At 33.4% G+C, this 19254-nt stretch carries 16 protein-coding genes; 3 read left to right on the top strand and 13 right to left on the bottom strand.

Annotated elements, in window-relative coordinates; all coding sequences use genetic code 11:
• Window positions 1-136 precede the first annotated feature (136 nt).
• The 8 genes from BLS90_RS12950 to BLS90_RS12985 form a co-directional block, all read right to left on the bottom strand.
• A complete protein-coding gene (locus BLS90_RS12950) occupies window positions 137-3133 on the bottom strand; it encodes a glycoside hydrolase family 3 N-terminal domain-containing protein (RefSeq protein WP_091258355.1) in 2997 nt (998 codons plus the stop codon).
• Between the two features lie 13 nt (window positions 3134-3146).
• Window positions 3147-3629 (bottom strand): ABC transporter ATPase, encoded by a 483-nt coding sequence (locus BLS90_RS12955; RefSeq protein WP_091258357.1) that lies wholly within the window; start codon window positions 3627-3629, stop codon window positions 3147-3149.
• A 39-nt stretch (window positions 3630-3668) separates the two neighbouring features.
• Window positions 3669-4277, bottom strand: coding sequence for a hypothetical protein (locus tag BLS90_RS12960; RefSeq protein ID WP_139171425.1), 609 nt, complete (start codon window positions 4275-4277; stop codon window positions 3669-3671).
• A gap of 2 nt (window positions 4278-4279) precedes the next feature.
• Entirely contained in the window at window positions 4280-5071 is a 792-nt protein-coding gene (locus tag BLS90_RS12965; protein WP_066078732.1) for a (Fe-S)-binding protein, read from the bottom strand.
• Window positions 5072-5144: 73 nt separating this feature from the next.
• A complete protein-coding gene (locus BLS90_RS12970; protein WP_091258362.1) occupies window positions 5145-6479 on the bottom strand; it encodes a (Fe-S)-binding protein in 1335 nt (444 codons plus the stop codon).
• 5 nt (window positions 6480-6484) lie between these two features.
• Complete coding sequence (locus BLS90_RS12975) at window positions 6485-7450, bottom strand: MlaD family protein (protein ID WP_091258364.1); 966 nt, start codon at window positions 7448-7450, stop codon at window positions 6485-6487.
• A 47-nt stretch (window positions 7451-7497) separates the two neighbouring features.
• Window positions 7498-8631 carry an N-acetylmuramoyl-L-alanine amidase family protein gene (locus BLS90_RS12980; RefSeq protein ID WP_091258366.1) on the bottom strand — a complete coding sequence of 378 codons (1134 nt, stop codon included), beginning with the start codon at window positions 8629-8631 and terminating at the stop codon, window positions 7498-7500.
• A 50-nt stretch (window positions 8632-8681) separates the two neighbouring features.
• On the bottom strand, window positions 8682-9848 hold the full coding sequence (locus BLS90_RS12985) for an N-acetylmuramoyl-L-alanine amidase family protein (RefSeq protein ID WP_091258369.1): 1167 nt from the start codon (window positions 9846-9848) through the stop codon (window positions 8682-8684).
• An 83-nt stretch (window positions 9849-9931) separates the two neighbouring features.
• Here BLS90_RS12985 and BLS90_RS12990 point away from each other — a divergent pair, with 83 nt between their 5' ends.
• Both BLS90_RS12990 and BLS90_RS12995 read left to right on the top strand, forming a co-directional pair.
• Window positions 9932-12682, top strand: a complete 2751-nt coding sequence (locus BLS90_RS12990; RefSeq protein WP_091258371.1) for a putative LPS assembly protein LptD — start codon at window positions 9932-9934, stop codon at window positions 12680-12682.
• A gap of 56 nt (window positions 12683-12738) precedes the next feature.
• Entirely contained in the window at window positions 12739-13119 is a 381-nt protein-coding gene (locus BLS90_RS12995) for a RidA family protein (protein WP_091258373.1), read from the top strand.
• Between the two features lie 129 nt (window positions 13120-13248).
• Here BLS90_RS12995 and BLS90_RS13000 read toward each other — a convergent pair whose 3' ends face one another.
• From BLS90_RS13000 to BLS90_RS16910, 5 genes are all read right to left on the bottom strand, one after another.
• Window positions 13249-14100 carry an N-acetylglucosamine kinase gene (locus BLS90_RS13000; protein WP_091258374.1) on the bottom strand — a complete coding sequence of 284 codons (852 nt, stop codon included), beginning with the start codon at window positions 14098-14100 and terminating at the stop codon, window positions 13249-13251.
• 133 nt (window positions 14101-14233) lie between these two features.
• A complete protein-coding gene (gene gap / locus BLS90_RS13005) occupies window positions 14234-15238 on the bottom strand; it encodes a type I glyceraldehyde-3-phosphate dehydrogenase (protein ID WP_091258376.1) in 1005 nt (334 codons plus the stop codon).
• Between the two features lie 74 nt (window positions 15239-15312).
• Window positions 15313-16299 (bottom strand): 6-phosphofructokinase, encoded by a 987-nt coding sequence (gene pfkA / locus BLS90_RS13010; RefSeq protein WP_091258377.1) that lies wholly within the window; start codon window positions 16297-16299, stop codon window positions 15313-15315.
• 501 nt (window positions 16300-16800) lie between these two features.
• Window positions 16801-18216: an MBL fold metallo-hydrolase gene (locus BLS90_RS13015; protein ID WP_091258380.1), complete on the bottom strand. Its 1416-nt coding sequence runs from the start codon at window positions 18214-18216 to the stop codon at window positions 16801-16803.
• 521 nt (window positions 18217-18737) lie between these two features.
• On the bottom strand, window positions 18738-18899 hold the full coding sequence (locus tag BLS90_RS16910; protein WP_175455482.1) for a hypothetical protein: 162 nt from the start codon (window positions 18897-18899) through the stop codon (window positions 18738-18740).
• 117 nt (window positions 18900-19016) lie between these two features.
• Here BLS90_RS16910 and BLS90_RS13025 point away from each other — a divergent pair.
• A partial coding sequence (locus BLS90_RS13025; protein WP_139171426.1) for a DUF4372 domain-containing protein occupies window positions 19017-19254 on the top strand: 238 nt, incomplete at its 3' end.

Raw genomic sequence — 19254 nt, forward strand, 5'->3', positions numbered from 1 at the left:
TATACAAAAAATCAGTGTTTCATTCTAAATTAGAAATTTCAATACAACGAGCAGAATCAATTTTTATCATGGTAGCGCAACTAAAACTATTTTAAGAAATCTTATTTGCCTAAGGTACTTTTACAATTACACTAATTTAATTCTTTATAGCTTCATAAATTATTTTTTGGATATCTTCCCTTATGTTTGCTTTAGATAATCTATTCTCATTAGCAATTGGATACGTTCTATTCGATAAAAACACATAAACAATTTGCGTTTCAGGATCTGCCCAAGCCATCGTTCCAGTATAACCCGTATGTCCAAAACTTGTCATCGAAGCACAACCACAAGTTGGACCTTCGAGCCCCAACTGAGGCTTATCAAAACCTACTCCTCTCCTGTTTCCTGCAGCACAAAAATAACAAGTATTGAAATCTTCAAATGTCTTTTCGGAAAAATAGCGTTGATTGCCATAACTTCCTTTTTGCAAGTACAGTTCCATTATTTTAGCCACATCCATAGCGTTCGAAAAAATTCCAGCATGCCCTGAAACTCCACCTTCTAGTGCAGCGGACAAATCATTTACATACCCTTGCAACAGTTGACGACGAAAATAAGTGTCTGTTTCTGTTGGAGGAATTCTGTTTTTATCAAATTTAGTTAAAGGATTAAAACTAGAATTGTTCATTCCTAGGGAGCGATAGAAATTCTCCTGAATCAAAACATCTAATGTTTTACCGGTAGTTTTCTCCAAATAATCTTTTAAAATCATAAAAGTCAGATCACTGTATTTGTATTCTTTTTTTAATGAAATTTTACTTTTAACAATCATTTGCATTATTGTATCGCTAAAATCATTTCTAATAAAAAGGCTGTCCCCCAATTGCCTCGAAAACTGATCTTCGGACTTTCTTCTAAAATAGATCTCCGAAGGTAATTTTGATTTATCCATTGCAGCCTTGTAAAATGGAATTCCTGCGGGTAAACCGGCATAATGAGATAATAAATCCTTGAAATTAATATTTTGTTTGTTGGAGTCTTTAAAAATAGCAGACATAGCTCCTAATGTTGTTTCTAAATTTATTTTTTGCTGATCGTATTGTAGCATCACATTAGGTAATGTAGCTAAAATTTTTGTCAAAGAAGCGACATCATAAATATCAGAATTTTGAACCTTAATTGTTTTATCATACGTATGATACCCAAATGATTTTTGGTAAATAACCTTCCCGTTTCTGGCCACTAGCACCTGAATTCCAGGAGTCATTTTAGCATTAATTGCTTTAGTAGCAATACCATCAATTTTTGCTAAAATTTCAGAATTCATCCCTACATTTTCAGCCGAAGTAAATCCCAATCGATTTAATTTATCAGTAGATAGGCCATCATTTACTTTAAAACTAGTATTTATAGAAACAGGTAATTTCCCTTTTGCTTCAATCGCACCAAAAATTAGTTCGGCCGAAACTACCTGAGCAATAGCACTATTTTGATAGGATACCACCAAACCTTCTATATTTTGATAATTGTTAATGGGCAAGAGCGCGTAGGGTTTAGCAAAAATATCTAGAATTACATTATTGTTCTGGGCTAAAAATGCAATCTTTGCTATCTCATCTGCTCTCATATCATCATTTCTAAAAGCTACATCTGATTTATGATAACCAATGATAACGGTGGTAAAGGGAGCTAATTTGACTTGCAAACTATCTAGATTAGCATCCGCTATCACAGTAATTTCGGCATATTTTTTAAGGGTAGCAACAAACGCATCATTATTGTCATCTCCAATTTTTACGTAAGCAATTTTTTGTAGGTCCAAATTCTTAATGGGTAACACAGCTGCTGTATTTTTTAGTACCGTAATAGCATTCTCATATAATTGATAATGCAAGGCCTCATTTTCAACTGAATTTAACTCCTTATACAAATTATCCGTTTCAATCGCTTTGTACGAGTTCAGCCCTGCTTTGTATTTGAATTTTAATATTTTCTTTACAGAAATAGCCAATCGTTCCGCAGTAAATAAATTAAGTGAATAAGCAAGTATAAATTTTTCGATTGCAGCAGGAACATTTTCTGGAAATAGCAACACGTCATTCCCGGCCATAAAAGCTTCGAAATTGATTTCACTGGGTAACTTAAAATCACTCACACTTTTCATATTTAAAGCATCGGTAAAAATAAGTCCTTTGAAACCCAATTCATTTTGCAGAATAGTAGTAACTACATTGTAAGAAATAGAAGAGGGATAATTAGTTCTACTCTCTAAACTAGGAACGTTTAAATGCGCTACCATAACCGAAGAAAGTCCTTCATGGAACATTTTTTTATAAGGATAAAACTCTACGTCTTGTAAACTTACTTTTGAGGAATTAATAGTGGGCAATCCCTTGTGAGAATCTATTGCAGTGTCGCCATGTCCTGGAAAATGTTTTCCCGTTGAAAAAACGCCCTGACTTTGGACCCCTTTAATTAAGGCAATCGCATGTTCCGTCACTTTGAACTTATCTTCCCCAAACGAACGAAAACCAATAATAGGATTTTTTGGATTTGAATTAATATCTAAAACAGGAGCAAAATTAAAATGCAGTCCCATCCGCTTACTTTGCTGTCCTAATTGGACGCCCAGCTTTTCTATTAATTTCATGTCTTGAATGGCTCCAAGTGTCATGTTCCAAGGATAAGTATAGGTTGAATCCAGTCGCATTCCCAAACCCCATTCGGCATCGCTACCAATAAATAACGGGACCTTTGATTTTGATTGAAACCGATTGGACAATTTTGCTTGGCGAACTGGCCCTCCTTGAAAGAATATTAAACCTCCTATTTTATAATCTATAATTAGTTGGTCAATACTTTTAATGTGGGCTGAATCTTTATTAGAATAAGCAGCAACCATAAATAGTTGACCAAATTTTTCCTCTAAAGTCATGGAATTGTAGACACTGTCTACCCATTTATTTCCCTCTGGTTGTAAATCGAATAGCTTTGGAGTATTCGTTATAGCCAAACTATCAAGATTTTGAACTTTGACAGGAACGTTGGTTAAAATTACTTTATTCGAATTAATTTTTGTACCAACACAACTTGCAGCAACAAAAAGAAATAAGACATAAGTAAAAAAAATTTTGATGCTTATTTTTTTCATTGGAATGTTTTGTTTAAAAAAAGCGACTGTGCCAGCTATCAATGGCAGCAACTTCCCACGATTCATTAAATTCTTCTATATTGTTAACCAAGTTATTGAAAACGATAGTATTCTCTGTAACTGCTTTATCTTTGACCATTTTCTTGAAGTCAATTAGAGGCTTATGGGCAATATGTTCTCCTAATTTAAAAGTGACATTCATTTTATCTAATAAATCCACTGAATATTTTTGTTCTAAACTTTGGATAAATTCTACAGAGGAATCGATAGAACATCCTGTTGCAGCTTGAACGTCCTGATTTACGGCTATAATGATAAATCGATTGTATTTTAATTGGTAAGAAGATTCTAAACTAGTGCCATGCGCAGCCCAACCTTCAAGAAAGGATTGTAAGGCTGTTTCTATTTCGGAAAATTCCGCATCTGAAAATTTTCTATTCGATTGGTAGATCCAGATTTTAGACTCTTCGGGTAAACTTTCAAATGGAATGTACATAATTGTATTTATTTGCTAGATTTTAAAAAAATCAAAACGTTATATTTTTTCTAGATTAGTTATAATTTTAAAATATCTAAATTCTTTGTTTTGTGGATCAAAGAGTTCAATTTCAGTATAACTCACCTTTATATTATCATTTTTATTGATCTCCTTATTGGTTAATAAGGAGGCTGTTTCAAAGTAATCTAATAAAAGAAAACTAAAATTTCTTCCATTTTTATCTTTTACCTGAATAGACATGAACTGTTCCGATTTTATTTCGATCACTTTCCCTTCAACAAAATAGCTTTCTTTTTCTGCCTCATTGGAATTATCATCTTCAATAGATCTTCTGCCCATTTCCATTATAATTTCTGGACAACTCATCATCATTTTCATTGCTACTTTCTCTCCTAAGCCACGCATTCCCTCTTCATCATCAAAACTGATTTTATCTTTCGGTTCAAATTCTGACGCATGAGCAGAATAACTTTGAATCATGCATAATCCAACTTGGGTTTGCATCTCTTTTTTATTCATCTCTGAATAATTTATTTTTTTAGCTTCTAAACAAGCGCAAGTTTCTTTTCCAATCACATCATAGACGTCTTGAGCAAATGAAAAAGAAGAACAAAGAACCAACATTATAAAATATAATTTCCTCATTGTTACAAATCCTGCGCATTAGCAATCAGTTCTGCAATATCCATAACTTTTACTTCGCCTTCCTTTTCTTTATTTTTAATTCCATCAGTCATCATGGTATTACAAAAAGGACAACCAGCAGCAATAATTTCTGGTTTTGTTTCTAAAGCATCTTCTGTTCTTTCAATGTTAACCTCTTTATTTCCGGGTTCAGCATCTTTAAACATCTGAGCACCACCCGCGCCACAACAAAGTCCGTTAGCTTTAGAGCGCTTCATTTCCACTAATTCAGCATCCAATTTAAGGATCAATTCCCTTGGAGCTTCATAAACATTATTCGCTCTCCCTAAGTAACAAGGATCATGAAATGTAATACGTTTCCCTTTGAATTGTCCTCCCTCAATTGTTAGTCTTCCATCATCTAACAATGATTTTAAAAATTCAGTGTGATGTACTACTTCATATTTCCCTCCTAATTCAGGGTATTCGTTTTTAAGAGTATTAAAACAATGAGGACAAGCGGTAACAATTTTTTTTGCTTCATAAGCATTTAAAACCTCGATATTCATCATGGCTTGCATTTGGAATAAAAATTCATTCCCAGCTCTTTTTGCAGGATCTCCAGTACAGCTTTCTTCAGTACCTAAGACTGCAAAAGGAACATTGGCCCGATTCAAAATACGAACAAATGCCTTTGTTATTTTTTTTGCTCTATCATCAAAACTTCCTGCACATCCTACCCAAAACAAAACTTCTGGTTGTTTCCCTTGAGCTAACATTTCGGCCATTGTTGGCACTATTAAATTCTCTGACATAACTTTTATTTTTTTATCAAACGGTCAAAAAACACCTATTTGTAAGTATTGTTAAATTCTGCTTAGTACAAAATTAATTTTCGTTTTTCCAATTCAATCTATCTTGCTGATTGTATTGCCATGGTGCTCCATTATTTTCAATATTGGTCATCATTGCATTAACAGGCATTGGAGCTGCGCTTTGTTCCATTACTAGATAGCGTCTCATATCCATAATAATTGAAAGTGGACTGATATTTACGGGACATTCTTCCACGCAAGCATTACATGATGTGCATGCCCATAGCTCTTCTGCTGTGATATAATCGTTTAATAAGGTTTTGTTATCAGGAATAAAAATACCTTTATTGGCATCTATATTTCTACCTACTTCCTCCATTCTATCTCTTGTATCCATCATAATTTTGCGAGGAGACAATTTTTTTCCTGTTATATTGGCGGGACAGGATGAGGTACATCTACCACATTCTGTACACGTGTAAGCATTCAACAATTGCACCCAATTTAAATCCTGAATATCACTAGCACCAAATTTACTTGGAACTGCATTATCATCAACTGGCGCTGCTGCAAATGGATCTGCGGTGGGATCCATCATTAGTTTTACTTCTTTGGTCACGGATTCTAAATTATCGAATTGTCCTTGTGGATTTAAATTTGCAAAATAAGTGTTAGGAAAAGCCAAAAGGATATGTAAATGCTTAGAAAAATACAAGTAATTCATAAATATTAAAATACCCGTAATATGCAGCCACCAAAATATTTCAGAAAGTAGCATGACTAGTTCATTGGACATTCCATTAAAAATTGGCTCAATAAATTGACTTATAGGAAACGAACCCGCTTTTATAAAATGAGAAAAACCTCCAGGTACATTCTGTAAATGCAAATCAGAAGCATTCATTAACAAAAACAATGTCATTAGTACTACCTCAAAATACAAGATGTAATTTCCATCATTTTTAGGCCAACCTTTTAAGTCTGAACTTACAAATCTTTTTAGTTTAATCACATTTCTACGACTCCAAAAAGCAAAAACAGCTACTAAAACTAAAAATGCCAAAATTTCAAAAGAAGCAATTAGTACATCATACGTAGCTCCTATAAAAGCAAAAACGCGGTGCGTACCAAAAAGCCCATCGATAATGATTTCTAACAACTCTATATTAATAACCACAAATCCCACATACACAATAATATGCAAAATTCCTGCAACAGGACGTTTGACCATTTTTGATTGACCCAAGGCAATCATAGCCATGTTAGTCCATCGTGCTTTTGGATTATCTGAACGATTTACATCCGTTCCTAGATTAATATTTCTTCTGATTTTTTTGACACTTGTAAAAAAATATCCGAAACCAATTACCAATAGTATGGCAAATAAAATGTTGTCTAAGTAGCTCATATTTACTATTTTTTTTCTACTGAAATAGAATCTTTTTCAGGACCGACGTAAGGTTTGTTTTTTTTACCAAAAACAGAGATGTTAACATATCGCGTTGGATAAAGTCTTATATCTTGCAATAACAATTCTAATTCTTTGGTGGAAGTTTTAACATTTTGGTAGAACGCATCATCATTCAATAATTTCCCCATCGAACCTTTGCCGGACTCTAATCCAGTCACAATACCATCTACTCTTGCTAAAGTTGCATTCAAATTTTTAACGGTTTTACCCAAATCAGCTTTATCAAGTGAGTCTGAAATTTTTGAGAAGTTTCCAGATATTTTATTAAAATTGGTAACCACACCATTTATTTGAGTTTTATTAGTGTTCAATAAATCATTAACACTCATAGAAACTTTATGGAATTGTTCTATAGTTTTACTCAATTCAGCCAAAGTAAGTTTTAAATCCTGTTGCCCTTTTGGATCTAACACGTTATTTAAGCCTGAAATTAATACTTCCGTGCTTCCCAATAACTTTTCTAATTTTTCCTGAAGCGGTGCTAATTGATCTCCTACTTTATCTGTAAGTCCCATTTTGACTCCCGCCTGCAATTTTTGACCATCAACAGCTAAGGTTTTATCTTTAAAATTTGGAATAATTGCAATTTGCTTCCCTCCTATAAATCCAGGTTCGTATATGGATGCGATACTTGATTTTGAAATTGGAAAATCCGTTTTCAATTGCAATTCTACTAATAATTGACCAGTACCTTCAATTATTGAGATTTTACTCACTTTACCTATGACTAAACCGTTTAGCGTAACTGGTGCTGATGTAGTAAGACCTTCAACGGTTTTATATTCTACGTAAAATGTTTTGTAATTAATAAAAAGGTCTCTGCCCTTCAAAAAACTGTAGCCCCAAATAAATAATAATATAGAAGCAATTACTAAAATAGCAGTTTTAATTTCTCGTGTTATTTTCAAAATTTAAGTATTTTTTACAAATTTAATATAAAATATTTGACTTGTTGTTATAATTTAATCGCTTCTTCTACACTTATACTTTTTCCGTCTCTAAACGCAATAATATACGCAGTAGTATACCCTTTGGATTTAACCTCCTTTAAATCTTTTTTTGCAACCGCATAATCTGATGTATCGCCATAAGCATATTTGTAAAACGACCCATTTCTGGTTCTTACAGATACATTTTTTAATCCTTTAAAATTAGAAGGATTTAATTTAATGTTTTTATTTCCTGCTGCAAATTGAACTTTAAAAACAACATTTGAATTTCTTGCTTTTGATACTTTATTATCAGCAATTCGTTTTGACTTCGGACTCTCCCTCGGTTTACTGGATGGAGTTTTATCATAATTGACGTCCGCTTGTGATCCAAAATATTCTTTTTTATAGGATATGATTGCAGATGCAATTGCCTCGGCCATATTATTTTGCCCTACATCAGAATTTAAATAAAGTCCTTCTTTACTATTCGATAAAAAACCAAGTTCGATTAACACACTAGGCATATAAGAAGCATCTAATACCCATAATGGAGTTTGCTTTATCCCTCTTGATTTTCGATGCAGTTTATTTCTAAAATTACTTTCGATTTTTGAGGCTAAACGTATGCTCCGATCTAAATAATCTTCCTGCAATATTTTTAATCCAATCAAAGTTTCTGGATTTTTAGGATCAAATCCTTTGTAGCTGCGCTTGTAATCCTTCTCCAACAAAATAACTGAATTTTCTTGTTTGGCAATTTCTAGATTTCCTTTACTTCTAGATAAACCCATTACAAACGTTTCGGTACCATAGGGAACTGGATTTTTAACTGAATTACAATGTATTGAAACGAATAAATTAGCGTCTATACTATTTGCTTTTTTAGGTCTGTCTTTTAATTCAATAAAAACATCCGATTTCCTAGTATGAACAACTTCAATATCACTTTCTCTTTTGAGGTATTTTTCTAATTTCAAGGCAGTTTTTAAGGCGATTTCCTTTTCAACAAAACCATGATAGGAATTACCAGGATCTTTCCCACCATGCCCTGCGTCTATTATGACGACAAACTTAGTAGTGGACTGAGAAAAAAGATTGGGAGAGAAAAATAAAATTAGAGTTACAATTAGAGCTTTAATTTCTTTAGGTAAATTCAAAGTAGTCTTTTTTTTTGTGCAAATTTAATAGAAGAGAATAATAACAGTTTTTATTTAAGAGCGTCTTGAACAGTAATTTTTTCACCGTTTTTGAATGCAATTAAAAATGCCGAATCATATCCTTTTTCTTTGGCTTCCTGTAACTGTTTTTTAGCTTCATCAAAATCAGAAGTTTCTCCGAACATATATTTGTAGACTCTATTTTCATAAGCTACCGATATATTTTTTAATCCTTTAAAATTTCTAGGGACTAATTCCAATCTTCTGCTACTTGCTGAGAGTTGTACTTTGAAAACTGCTTTTGAATTGTCAACGGATTTATTGGATGAAGCGGATCCAGAAGGTTGTGCCGTCATTTTTGTTTTCGCGGGAGTAACAGTATCTCGTATTGGTTTCTCGTTAATTTTTTGGGAGGGACGCTCTTCAAAGATTTCCACTTCACCATTCCCAAAATACTCTTTTTTATAGCCCACGACTGCTTCAGCGATAGCTTTGGCAACTTCATTTTGACCTTCCTCAGAATTTAATAAATTCCCTTCTATAGAATTTGAAATAAAACCCATTTCAATCAATACTCTGGGCATGTAGGCTTTATGCAGCACCATAAAAGGCGCTTGTTTCACTCCACCACCTCTTATTTTTTTTCCTAATTCACCAAAAGCATCTTCAACCTTGCTCGCTAAGGAAATACTATTATCTAAATATTCTTCCTGCATTAGCGTCATTCCAATCATAGTTTCAGGAGAATTTGGATCAAATCCTTCATATTTTTGTTTGTAATCTTTTTCTAATGTAATAACGGAGTTCTCTTTTTTGGCCGCTTCTAAATTGGATGCTACCTTACTCAAACCCATTACATACGTTTCTGTTCCATCTGCCGCAGTATTTCTATTCGCGTTACAATGAATAGAAACAAATATGTTTGCATTAAATCGATTGGCAATATTGGCTCTTTCAATTAAATCTATAAAAACATCCGTTTTCCTGGTATAATTGACTTGCATTTGAGGTGTTGCCTCCAATATTTTACCCACTTTTAAAACGACTGCCAAAGCAATATTTTTTTCTATACGACCTTCATACACAGCCCCAAAATCATGTGCGCCATGACCCGCATCTAAAGTTACTTTAAAAGTGTTAGATTGACTGTAACCTCCCAACGAAATTAATATCAAAATAAAAGTTACAATTATTCTAATTTTACTTGTATTGTGCATAAAGCTATAAGTTAATTTAATTAAAAGACTACCACTATAAATTTATTTATTTGACTATTTTTGACAAAAAATAATATGTAATTTTGACATGTCAAAAAACAGGCCATACTTTTACAAAAATAGCATTTAAACCTTTGCATACAAACTTATTTAATATCGTTTTATTATCAATTTTCCTGTCAATAGGTTCTGGTAACTTATATTCTCAAGATATATCAAAAAAAAAGACTGTTATACCCGCTAACAAACAGGCAGATAGCGCAAAACCAACTGTTGATACTATTAAAACTCCCGTTTTAGTAGTTCAAAAGCAAAGTGATACAATAAAAATTGACAGTATTAAACCTAAAAAAGCTTTTTTGGATGGCAAAGTAAAATACAAAGCAGATAAGTATGCTAAAATTGACCAGAAGAAAAAAACCATTACGCTTTATGACCAAGCAGAATTATACTATCAGGATATTGAGTTAAAGTCCGGTATAATTGTCATGGATTATGAGAAAAATGAGGTATATGCTGGCCGCATAAAAGATTCTACCGGTACATTTACCCAATTTCCAAATTTTAAGCAAGGCGCTAACGTTATTGAACCCGATTCTATTCGTTTTAATTTTAAAACAAAAAAAGCATTAATCTGGAATTCAAGATCCGAACAAGGAGAATTCAAAATAAAAGCTGCCGTTACCAAAAAAGAAAATGATTCCGTTTATTTTTTAAAAGGAGCCCGATTCACCACTTCTAAAGATGTGGATAATCCTGAATATTATTTTCAGACAAATAAAGTAAAGTTTATTCCTGGTAAAAAGGTTGTTACCGGATTAACGAACATGGTTATTGCAAACGTTCCTACACCTATAGCTTTACCGTTTGCTTTTTTTCCAATGAGTAAAGAAACCAGTATTTCAGGACTCATTTTACCCAGTTATAATGATTCTAATAATAGGGGATTTTCACTCCAAAACTTAGGTTATTATTTTGCTTTAAGCGATAATTATGACTTAACCGTTTTAGGTGATTATTATACCAATGGAAGTTATGGCTTGCGGTTTGAATCTTCTTATGCCAAAAGATACAATTTTGCGGGCAATTTAAATATTCGATTCGAAAATTTAATCACCAGTGAAAGAGGCTATCCCGATTATTTGAAACAAAATATTTATAATATCCAGTGGTCCCATTCCAAGGATTCCAAGTCGACTCCTAATTCAAGTTTTTCAGCCTCTGTGAATTTAGGGAGTAGTAAATACTTCAAGCAATCGATTAATCAGGTCAATATTGGTTCCAACTTAAATAATACCTTAAGTTCCTCTGTATCCTATTCTAAAACTTTTACTACGGTACCTCAGGTACGAATGTCTTTGACTGCAACACACTCGCAAAATACGCAAACCGAAGAAATCAACATGACCTTGCCAACACTGCAATTGAGTGTGGATCGAATTTATCCATTTGTAGGCAAAGATGGAGTGAGAAAAGGTTTTATCAAAAACCTCAATTTACAATACAATTTGAACGGAAGAAACAGCATTGTTACCACCGACTCCTTATTCTTTAAACCACAAATGTTCCGAGATGCAAAAATTGGTTTTCAACATAGCATTCCCCTGAGTACCAATTTCAAATTATTTAAATATTTTAGTGCATCAACGGCTGTAAATTATGAGGAAATCTGGTATACCAAAACAATTGAAAGAAGCTATGATACGGACCAAAGCAAAGTAGTTGACAAAACGATCAATGGATTTGACGCTTTCAGAACGTATTCCTTCTCCTCTAGTGTGGGAACTACTATTTATGGAACATTTAATTTTGGTAAAGACAAGAAAATTAAATCAATACGACATGTCATGAGACCTTCTGCTTCCTACGGATATACTCCTAGTTTTGAGAAATATTATGACACATATGCTTCTGATGCTAGCGGCACCATGACACAGCAGTATTCCAGATTTGAAAATGGAATTTACGGGGCTCCAGGTTTAAGTAACGCCAATACTTTAGGCTTTGATTTAAGCAACACTTTTGAAGCAAAAGTTACTGACCGAGACAGTACTAAAGTTGAACCAAAAAAAATCATGTTGCTGAACAATTTAAACCTCTCCACAAGTTACAATTTGGATGCTGATGGTGTAACCTCCCTCGCTTTTTCACCTGTAAGAGTTAGTGGCGGTACCACGTTACTGGACAACAAAATGAATGTCAATTTTGGCGCGACATTAGACCCTTACGCCATTGACAATTCTGGCAAACGAATTAATGTATTCAATATAGACAATGGAGGAAGTCTTTTTAGAATGACGAGTTCTAATATGACGCTTAACTATTCGATCGCTAGTACCGGGAAAGACAAAATAAAAAAGGACAAGAATTCATTAAGTCAACGAAATGGTGGTCGTGAAGATGATTTATTTGGAACAAATACAGACTTAGGAGACAGCCGAAGAAGCCAGTTTGATGAAGAAGAAGAAAGTGAAGGGGAAGATAAAATTTCAGAATTCTTTAACTCTAAATTACCGTGGGATATGACCTTTGCCTATTCCTTGACCTATGGAAACAACAACCGGGAAAACAAAATTATTGGCAATTCTATTATGATATCTGCTAATGCAGACATCACTCCAAAATGGAAAGCTGGTGTCTCTACGGGATATGATTTTGTACAAAATGGAGTTACGTTCACACAACTGCGATTTGAAAGAGATTTGTTAAGCTGGAGAATGGATTTTAACTGGTCGCCTTTTGGTACTAATGCCAACTGGGGATTCTTCATTGGAATCAAATCTGGTGTGCTGAGCGACATCAAATGGGACAAACGAAGCGTCATCAACCGATAAAACGTTTCAAAACAAGTACGAACTATAACATTAGAAATTATAACAATATGCCTTTTATGAAAAAGATAATTTTTACAGAAAAAGCACCGGCACCAATCGGTCCTTACAACCAAGCAGTTCTTAAGGGAGACACCTTGTATACCTCCGGACAAATTGCGATCAACCCTACAACAGGAGAATTAGTTACTACTACTATTGAAATCGAGACCGAACAAGTAATGCAAAATATGAAAGCAGTTTTAGAAGCTGCCGCAATGACTTTTGAGAACGTGGTCAAAACGACCATCTTTATAATGGATATGAATGATTTTGTAAAAATAAACACGGTTTACGGTTCTTATTTTGATGAAAAAACGGCTCCGGCACGTGAAACAGTTCAAGTGGCTTGTTTGCCAAAAAATGTAAACGTAGAAATTTCAATGATTGCGATTCTTTAATTAATTGTATCATCAAATAGTGTTGTCAACTCTAAGATAACTATGCTAAATTTAAAAAAAAAACACTATTATTTTACTTGAATCGAGTAAAATAGTAGTGTTTTTGACTTTAAAGTAACTTTTAAAAAATTACTTATTCTTAATATGATAAGCAATCAATCCATCGATTGGTCTTCTTAGGACATTGCCTAATTGCAATTCATATTTATCAAATGTTTCTTGTAGTTCTTCTTTCAAATAAAAGGCAATTGAACCAACAAAATGCACCGGAACCTCTTTACAATTATCATATTGTTTAATATAATTTTTTACAAAAGATTTCATGCCTTTGAAGATGATTTTTCTACAAAACTCTGTTTCTTTATGTTGAATTAAAAACTTGGCAAAAGTCGCCAAGTAAGCATTTGGATTTGGCTCTTTGTACAATTTGCTTTTTATAGCATCTGGATCTAAATCGTATTCTTTTTCAAATTCGACTGCCAATTCTTTTGGCATTTTGTTGAAATAATATTTTCTAATTAATTCTTTACCAAAAACGTTTCCACTGCAATCATCCATGGCAATATAACCCAAGGATTGTACTTTTTGATGCAATTCTTTCCCATCAAAATAGCTGCAGTTAGATCCTGTTCCTAAAATGGAAACAATCGCTTTTTCACCTTTTGGGGTAGTTGCATAAACAGCAGCATACGTATCTTCCTTAACATCGATAATGGCATTAGGAAAATAAGTTTGAAAAACCTGAGAAAGAGTAATTTTCATTTTTTCAGTACCACAACCTGCTCCATAAAAGAACAGATGGCTTGCGTTTTTCTTATTCTGCAAAATATCAAAACGATCATTTAGACGGTCTATGATCTCATTTGCTTCAAGCACTTCAGGATTCAAGCCTAAAGTTTGTGTAGTAAACAATATTTTTCCATCATCATCTATTGCAATCCAATCGGCTTTTGTAGAACCACTATCAACTATTAATCTCATTTTCTTTTGGTTTTTTTTGGTTTGGGAGCTATCTAATTTAAATATGAGTTTAACTGAAAACGCTTCTTCAAAAAAGTAACAAAAAATAAAATCCCGTCAAAATTAATATAACGGGATTTGTAAATATATAGAATTATTTTAAACCTGCAATATGCACAGATAAATCAATTAATTTGCTAGAATAACCATATTCGTTATCATACCAAGATATGATTTTGAAGAAAGTAGAGTTCAACCCAATTCCGGCATGAACATCTACAATTGAAGTTCTAGTATCCGACACAAAATCTTGTGAAACCACTAAATCTTCTGTATATCCTAGAATCCCTTTCATTGTAGTTTCAGAAGCCGTTTTTAATACCGCCATGATTTCTTCGTAAGAAGTCTCTTTAGCCACTTTTACGGTTAAATCTACTGCAGAAACATCTGTTGTAGGAACACGGAAAGCCATACCTGTTAGTTTTCCATTTAATTCAGGAATCACTTTTCCTACTGCTTTTGCAGCACCAGTTGAAGAAGGAATGATATTTACTGAAGCAGCACGTCCACCTCTCCAGTCTTTTCTGGATGGACCATCCGTTGTCATTTGAGTAGAAGTTGTAGCATGAACCGTAGTCATCAAAGCTTCAACGATTCCAAAATTATCATTAATAACTTTAGCTAAAGGAGCTAAACAGTTAGTAGTACAAGATGCATTAGAAACGATTACGTCAGAAGCTTTAGCAGTTTCATGGTTTACACCCATTACAAACATAGGAGCATCAGCTGAAGGCGCAGAAATAATTACTTTCTTAGCTCCACCCTTGATATGCTCATTTGCTGTTTCAATTGTGGTAAAAAAACCAGTACATTCAGCTACTACATCTACATCAACTTCATTCCATTTCAAATCGGCAGGATTTCTTTCAGCAGTAATGCGAATATTTTTTCCGTTTACGTATAATTTTCCTTCTTTAACTTCAACGGTTCCATTAAAACGACCGTGTACTGAATCATATTTTAATAAGTAAGCTAAATGATCAACATCTAATAAATCATTAATGGCAACTACCTCTACATTATCTCTATTGTAAGACTCTCTGAATACAATTCTTCCAATTCTTCCAAATCCGTTTATTCCTAATTTTACTTTTGACATTTTACTTTAATTTTTTTGTTTATTTCTATTAACTCAACCTAAAGTCTAATTTCCTCACAATAAACTTTAACCACTTATGTAGACATAATGTCTGAAACTCTTAATAATTCTCTATCAATCATTGTTTTTCCTTTAATTGCTTGTTCTAAAGGGGTCAATGAAACTTTATCATTTTGCAAGCCAACCATATAATTAGATTTCCCCTCTAACAAGGATTCTACCGCCTTCACTCCTAATCTACTCGCTAGAACTCTGTCGAAACAAGAGGGTGATCCGCCACGTTGCATGTGTCCTAACACAGAAACTCTAACATCATATTCGGGTAAGTTGGCTTCTACGTAATCTTTTAATTCAAATACATTTTTGCCAATTTTATCTCCTTCGGCTATAACAACTATACTGGACGATTTTCCTGATGCCTTACTTTTTTGTAAAGATTCTAATAATCGGTCTAAACCTAAATCTTCTTCAGGTATAAGAATTTCTTCGGCACCAGCACCAATTCCTGCATTCAAAGCAATATGACCGGCATCTCTACCCATAACCTCAACAAAGAAAAGGCGATTATGAGAACTTGCAGTGTCTCTAATTTTATCAATTACATCCACTACTGTATTCAAAGCAGTATCATACCCTAAGGTATGACTCGTTCCAAAAATATCATTGTCAATTGTACCTGGAATCCCCATTACTGGAAAATTAAATTCGGTATTGAAAATCAATCCTCCGGTAAACGTTCCGTCACCACCAATTACCACTAAAGCGTCAATTCCTGATTTAAGTAGATTTTCGTGAGCTTTTTTTCTGCCTTCTGGAGTTTTAAATTCTAAAGATCGAGCTGATTTTAAAATCGTCCCCCCTTTATTTACAATGTTATTTACACTTCGAGGTCCCATTTCTTTGAAGTCACCTTCAATCATTCCTTGATACCCTCTATAAATTCCGATACATTCTATATGATGATAAGCACAAGTTCGAACAACTGACCGAATAGCTGCATTCATACCTGGTGAGTCACCTCCCGAAGTTAGAACGCCAACTTTTTTTATTGTTTTTGGCATTATTTAAAGTATTAAAGTGTAAAATTAGCAAACATTACCCACTTTCAAGGCCACCTTTTTAATAAATTAGGAAACTATTCTAAATTCAAACGTTTTCGTTAATAAGTTTTTGTAATTCCTAAATTAATTGAATTTTATTTAACAAAAATGAAAAATAGCCAACTTTTATTTAACAATTAACAATTCACCTGTTTTTTAATTAAAAAAAAGTCAGTCCTCCACATAATTTATGATTAAGAATTTAGGAATAATTTCATGTTTCAAGTCCAAAAAAAATTTAAATAGCAAAGAATAGTACTTTTCAATAAAAGCACTATTCTTTGCTTTGTTAAGTACTCTAAAATTGGGAGCAAAAGAAAATCTTCGCAATTAATTTTAGAAAAATTTCCTTAAGAGCTGGTATTATTTAGCATATTGAATACAATGGCAAAACAAAAATAAAGAGCAAAAAAAACGCTACTTTATAGGTAGCGTTTGGATAAAAATAGATAGGCTATACTTTTATAATAAGGTAGTTGGACAAACATAATCTGTCTTTGGGAGATTGGTGTTTTTGATTGCTTCAAACCCGCCAACAACATCAACAAAATTATCCCAACCCCGCTGTTTTAAAATAGATGCAGCAATCATGCTGCGATACCCTCCTGCACAATGCAAAATAAATTTCTTGTCTTTTGGAAATTCAGCAAGATGACTGTTTATTTCGTTTAGCGGAACATTAGTTGCCTCTATTAAATGTTCTGATAAAAATTCACTTTTTTTCCTTACATCAAATATCGGAGTTTCCTCAAAATTGATATTTTTTTCGAGTTCTTCAGTAGTAATTCGATCAATAGTATCGGTTTCAAAACCTTTGTTCATCCATGAAGCAAATCCCCCTTCCAAGTAACCAATGGTATGATCATACCCTATACGAGATAATCGTACCATACTTTCCTCTTCGTTTCCTAAAGTGGTAACCAATAAAATTTCTTGTTTTATATCAGAAATCATTTCGCCAACCCACATTGCAAAATTTCCATCTAAACCAACATTAATACTGTTTGGAATAAAACCTTTCGCAAATTCCTCGGCAGTTCTTGTATCCAGAATTAATGCTCTTGTTTCATTTGCAGCAGCCTCGAATTCACTTGGGTTTAAGGGTGTTTTTGCTTTCTTCATCACAGCGTCTAAACTTTCATATCCTTTAATATTCATTAAAACATTGGCAGGAAAATACGCAGGAGGAGCAGTTAAACCCATCAAAACAGCCGTAACAAATTCATCTTCGCTCATTTTTGGATTCAAAGCATAATTGGTTTTCTTTTGGTTTCCTAAAGTGTCGGTGGTTTCCTTGCTCATCATTTTACCACATGCTGAACCTGCACCATGGTTTGGATATACAATTAAATCATCTGACAAAGGCATTATTTTTTCTCTCAACGAATGGAATAGATGACGCGCTAATTTATCTTGCGTTAACTCTGCAATAACATGTTGCGCTAAATCCGGTCGCCCGACATCACCAATAAATAAAGTATCTCCAGTGATAATGCCATGTTCTTTTCCATTTTCGTCAATCAGCAAGTAGGTCGTGCTTTCCATGGTATGCCCTGGCGTGTGAACAACTTTAACTTTATAATTTCCGACTTCAAATACTTGTCCATCAGTAGCTGAAATAATTGCATAAGCAGGCTTGGCTGTTGGACCGTAAACAATTTTAGCATTCGTTTTACTAGCTAAATCCAAATGTCCAGAGACGAAATCAGCATGGAAATGAGTTAAAAAAACGTATTTTATTTTAGCATTATCCTTAGATGCTCTGTCAATGTAAGGTTGAACCTCTCGTAAGGGATCAAAAATTGCAGCCTCACCATTGTTCTCCATATAATAAGCTGCATGAGCAATACATCCTGTGTAAATTTGTTCTATTTTCATAATCAAGAGTTTTTTAAATAAATACTATTTTTTCGAATTTTAACAAAGCAAAAGTAGGTGCAACCTATTTAAACTTGTGTGATAATTATCATGGAAAAACAACTATTTTATGAATAAATACAGTATGTGACAAATGTCACATAGAAAAATTAATAAGGATGAAACATAAAAAAACCATCCTGTTAGAATGGTTTTTATACGTGTTGAAAAAGTTTAATAAATTAGATTTTGAATAGAAGACAACAATAAAATAGGTAGAGCCGGACAATAGCATAGTAAATATTAAGCAGTTCCTTTGAGAATTTTATTCCAATACTACCACGGCAGTATTTTAGTTTTCAGGATCCACATCGTCCATCTTGGTTTAGCCTGATCGAAAGGAAATGTCATTTGGGGTTTGTTAGAATAATCAAATTCTGCTATCATTAACTTTGCGTATTGGATAGGAATAGGACAAGCACTATAGCCATCATATTGAGACGTTGGAATCTTTTTATCGATTACTTCTAATAAATTTGTGACTACAACGGGTGCTTATTTTCGGATTGCCACTCCAGTTTTACTGCAGGGAGCATTGGTAAAATCCCAATAGTTAAATTACTTCTTTTGTACAGTAATTGAGAGGCAACGGATATTCCCGCATTTCCCCCACCAATTATGAGTATTTGAAAATGATTAGACATAAGTTATTAGTTTTTTTTAATTTTATAATTCCCAATCATTGTTGTCCGATAAAAAAGAAGCCAAATTAATGGCTTCTTAAAATAATCGTAATTTAGAGTTGCAAAATTCAAATAACGATGGGTAAAAATAAGTATTTTTCGACTAAGTCTGTTTTCGGACAGCTGATTTCTTTAATAGATGATTCAATGGTTCAGAAAGCTGTTGAGAAATATGATTCAGACAGATATGTGAAAAGTTTTAAAAGTCAAGATCATTTATTCAGTATGGTTTTTTGCTGTTTAGAAAAATGCAATTCATTGCGCGAAGTTGCTCAAGGAATGCTTGGTTTGTCGGGTAAAGAGGAAACTGTTAGAA

This window comes from Flavobacterium omnivorum (genome assembly GCF_900099915.1).
Classification (GTDB): domain Bacteria; phylum Bacteroidota; class Bacteroidia; order Flavobacteriales; family Flavobacteriaceae; genus Flavobacterium; species Flavobacterium omnivorum.

What these genes read in the sequence shown, in the direction of transcription:
- BLS90_RS12950 (WP_091258355.1), bottom strand. Translation starts at nt 3,133, where the DNA reads ATGAAAAAAATAAGCATCAAAATTTTTTTTACTTATGTCTTATTTCTT.
- BLS90_RS12955 (WP_091258357.1), bottom strand. Translation starts at nt 3,629, where the DNA reads ATGTACATTCCATTTGAAAGTTTACCCGAAGAGTCTAAAATCTGGATC.
- BLS90_RS12960 (WP_139171425.1), bottom strand. Translation starts at nt 4,277, where the DNA reads ATGAGGAAATTATATTTTATAATGTTGGTTCTTTGTTCTTCTTTTTCA.
- BLS90_RS12965 (WP_066078732.1), bottom strand. Translation starts at nt 5,071, where the DNA reads ATGTCAGAGAATTTAATAGTGCCAACAATGGCCGAAATGTTAGCTCAA.
- BLS90_RS12970 (WP_091258362.1), bottom strand. Translation starts at nt 6,479, where the DNA reads ATGAGCTACTTAGACAACATTTTATTTGCCATACTATTGGTAATTGGT.
- BLS90_RS12985 (WP_091258369.1), bottom strand. Translation starts at nt 9,848, where the DNA reads ATGCACAATACAAGTAAAATTAGAATAATTGTAACTTTTATTTTGATA.
- BLS90_RS12995 (WP_091258373.1), top strand. Translation starts at nt 12,739, where the DNA reads ATGAAAAAGATAATTTTTACAGAAAAAGCACCGGCACCAATCGGTCCT.
- BLS90_RS13000 (WP_091258374.1), bottom strand. Translation starts at nt 14,100, where the DNA reads ATGAGATTAATAGTTGATAGTGGTTCTACAAAAGCCGATTGGATTGCA.
- gap (WP_091258376.1), bottom strand. Translation starts at nt 15,238, where the DNA reads ATGTCAAAAGTAAAATTAGGAATAAACGGATTTGGAAGAATTGGAAGA.
- pfkA (WP_091258377.1), bottom strand. Translation starts at nt 16,299, where the DNA reads ATGCCAAAAACAATAAAAAAAGTTGGCGTTCTAACTTCGGGAGGTGAC.
- BLS90_RS13015 (WP_091258380.1), bottom strand. Translation starts at nt 18,216, where the DNA reads ATGAAAATAGAACAAATTTACACAGGATGTATTGCTCATGCAGCTTAT.
- BLS90_RS16910 (WP_175455482.1), bottom strand. Translation starts at nt 18,899, where the DNA reads ATGTCTAATCATTTTCAAATACTCATAATTGGTGGGGGAAATGCGGGA.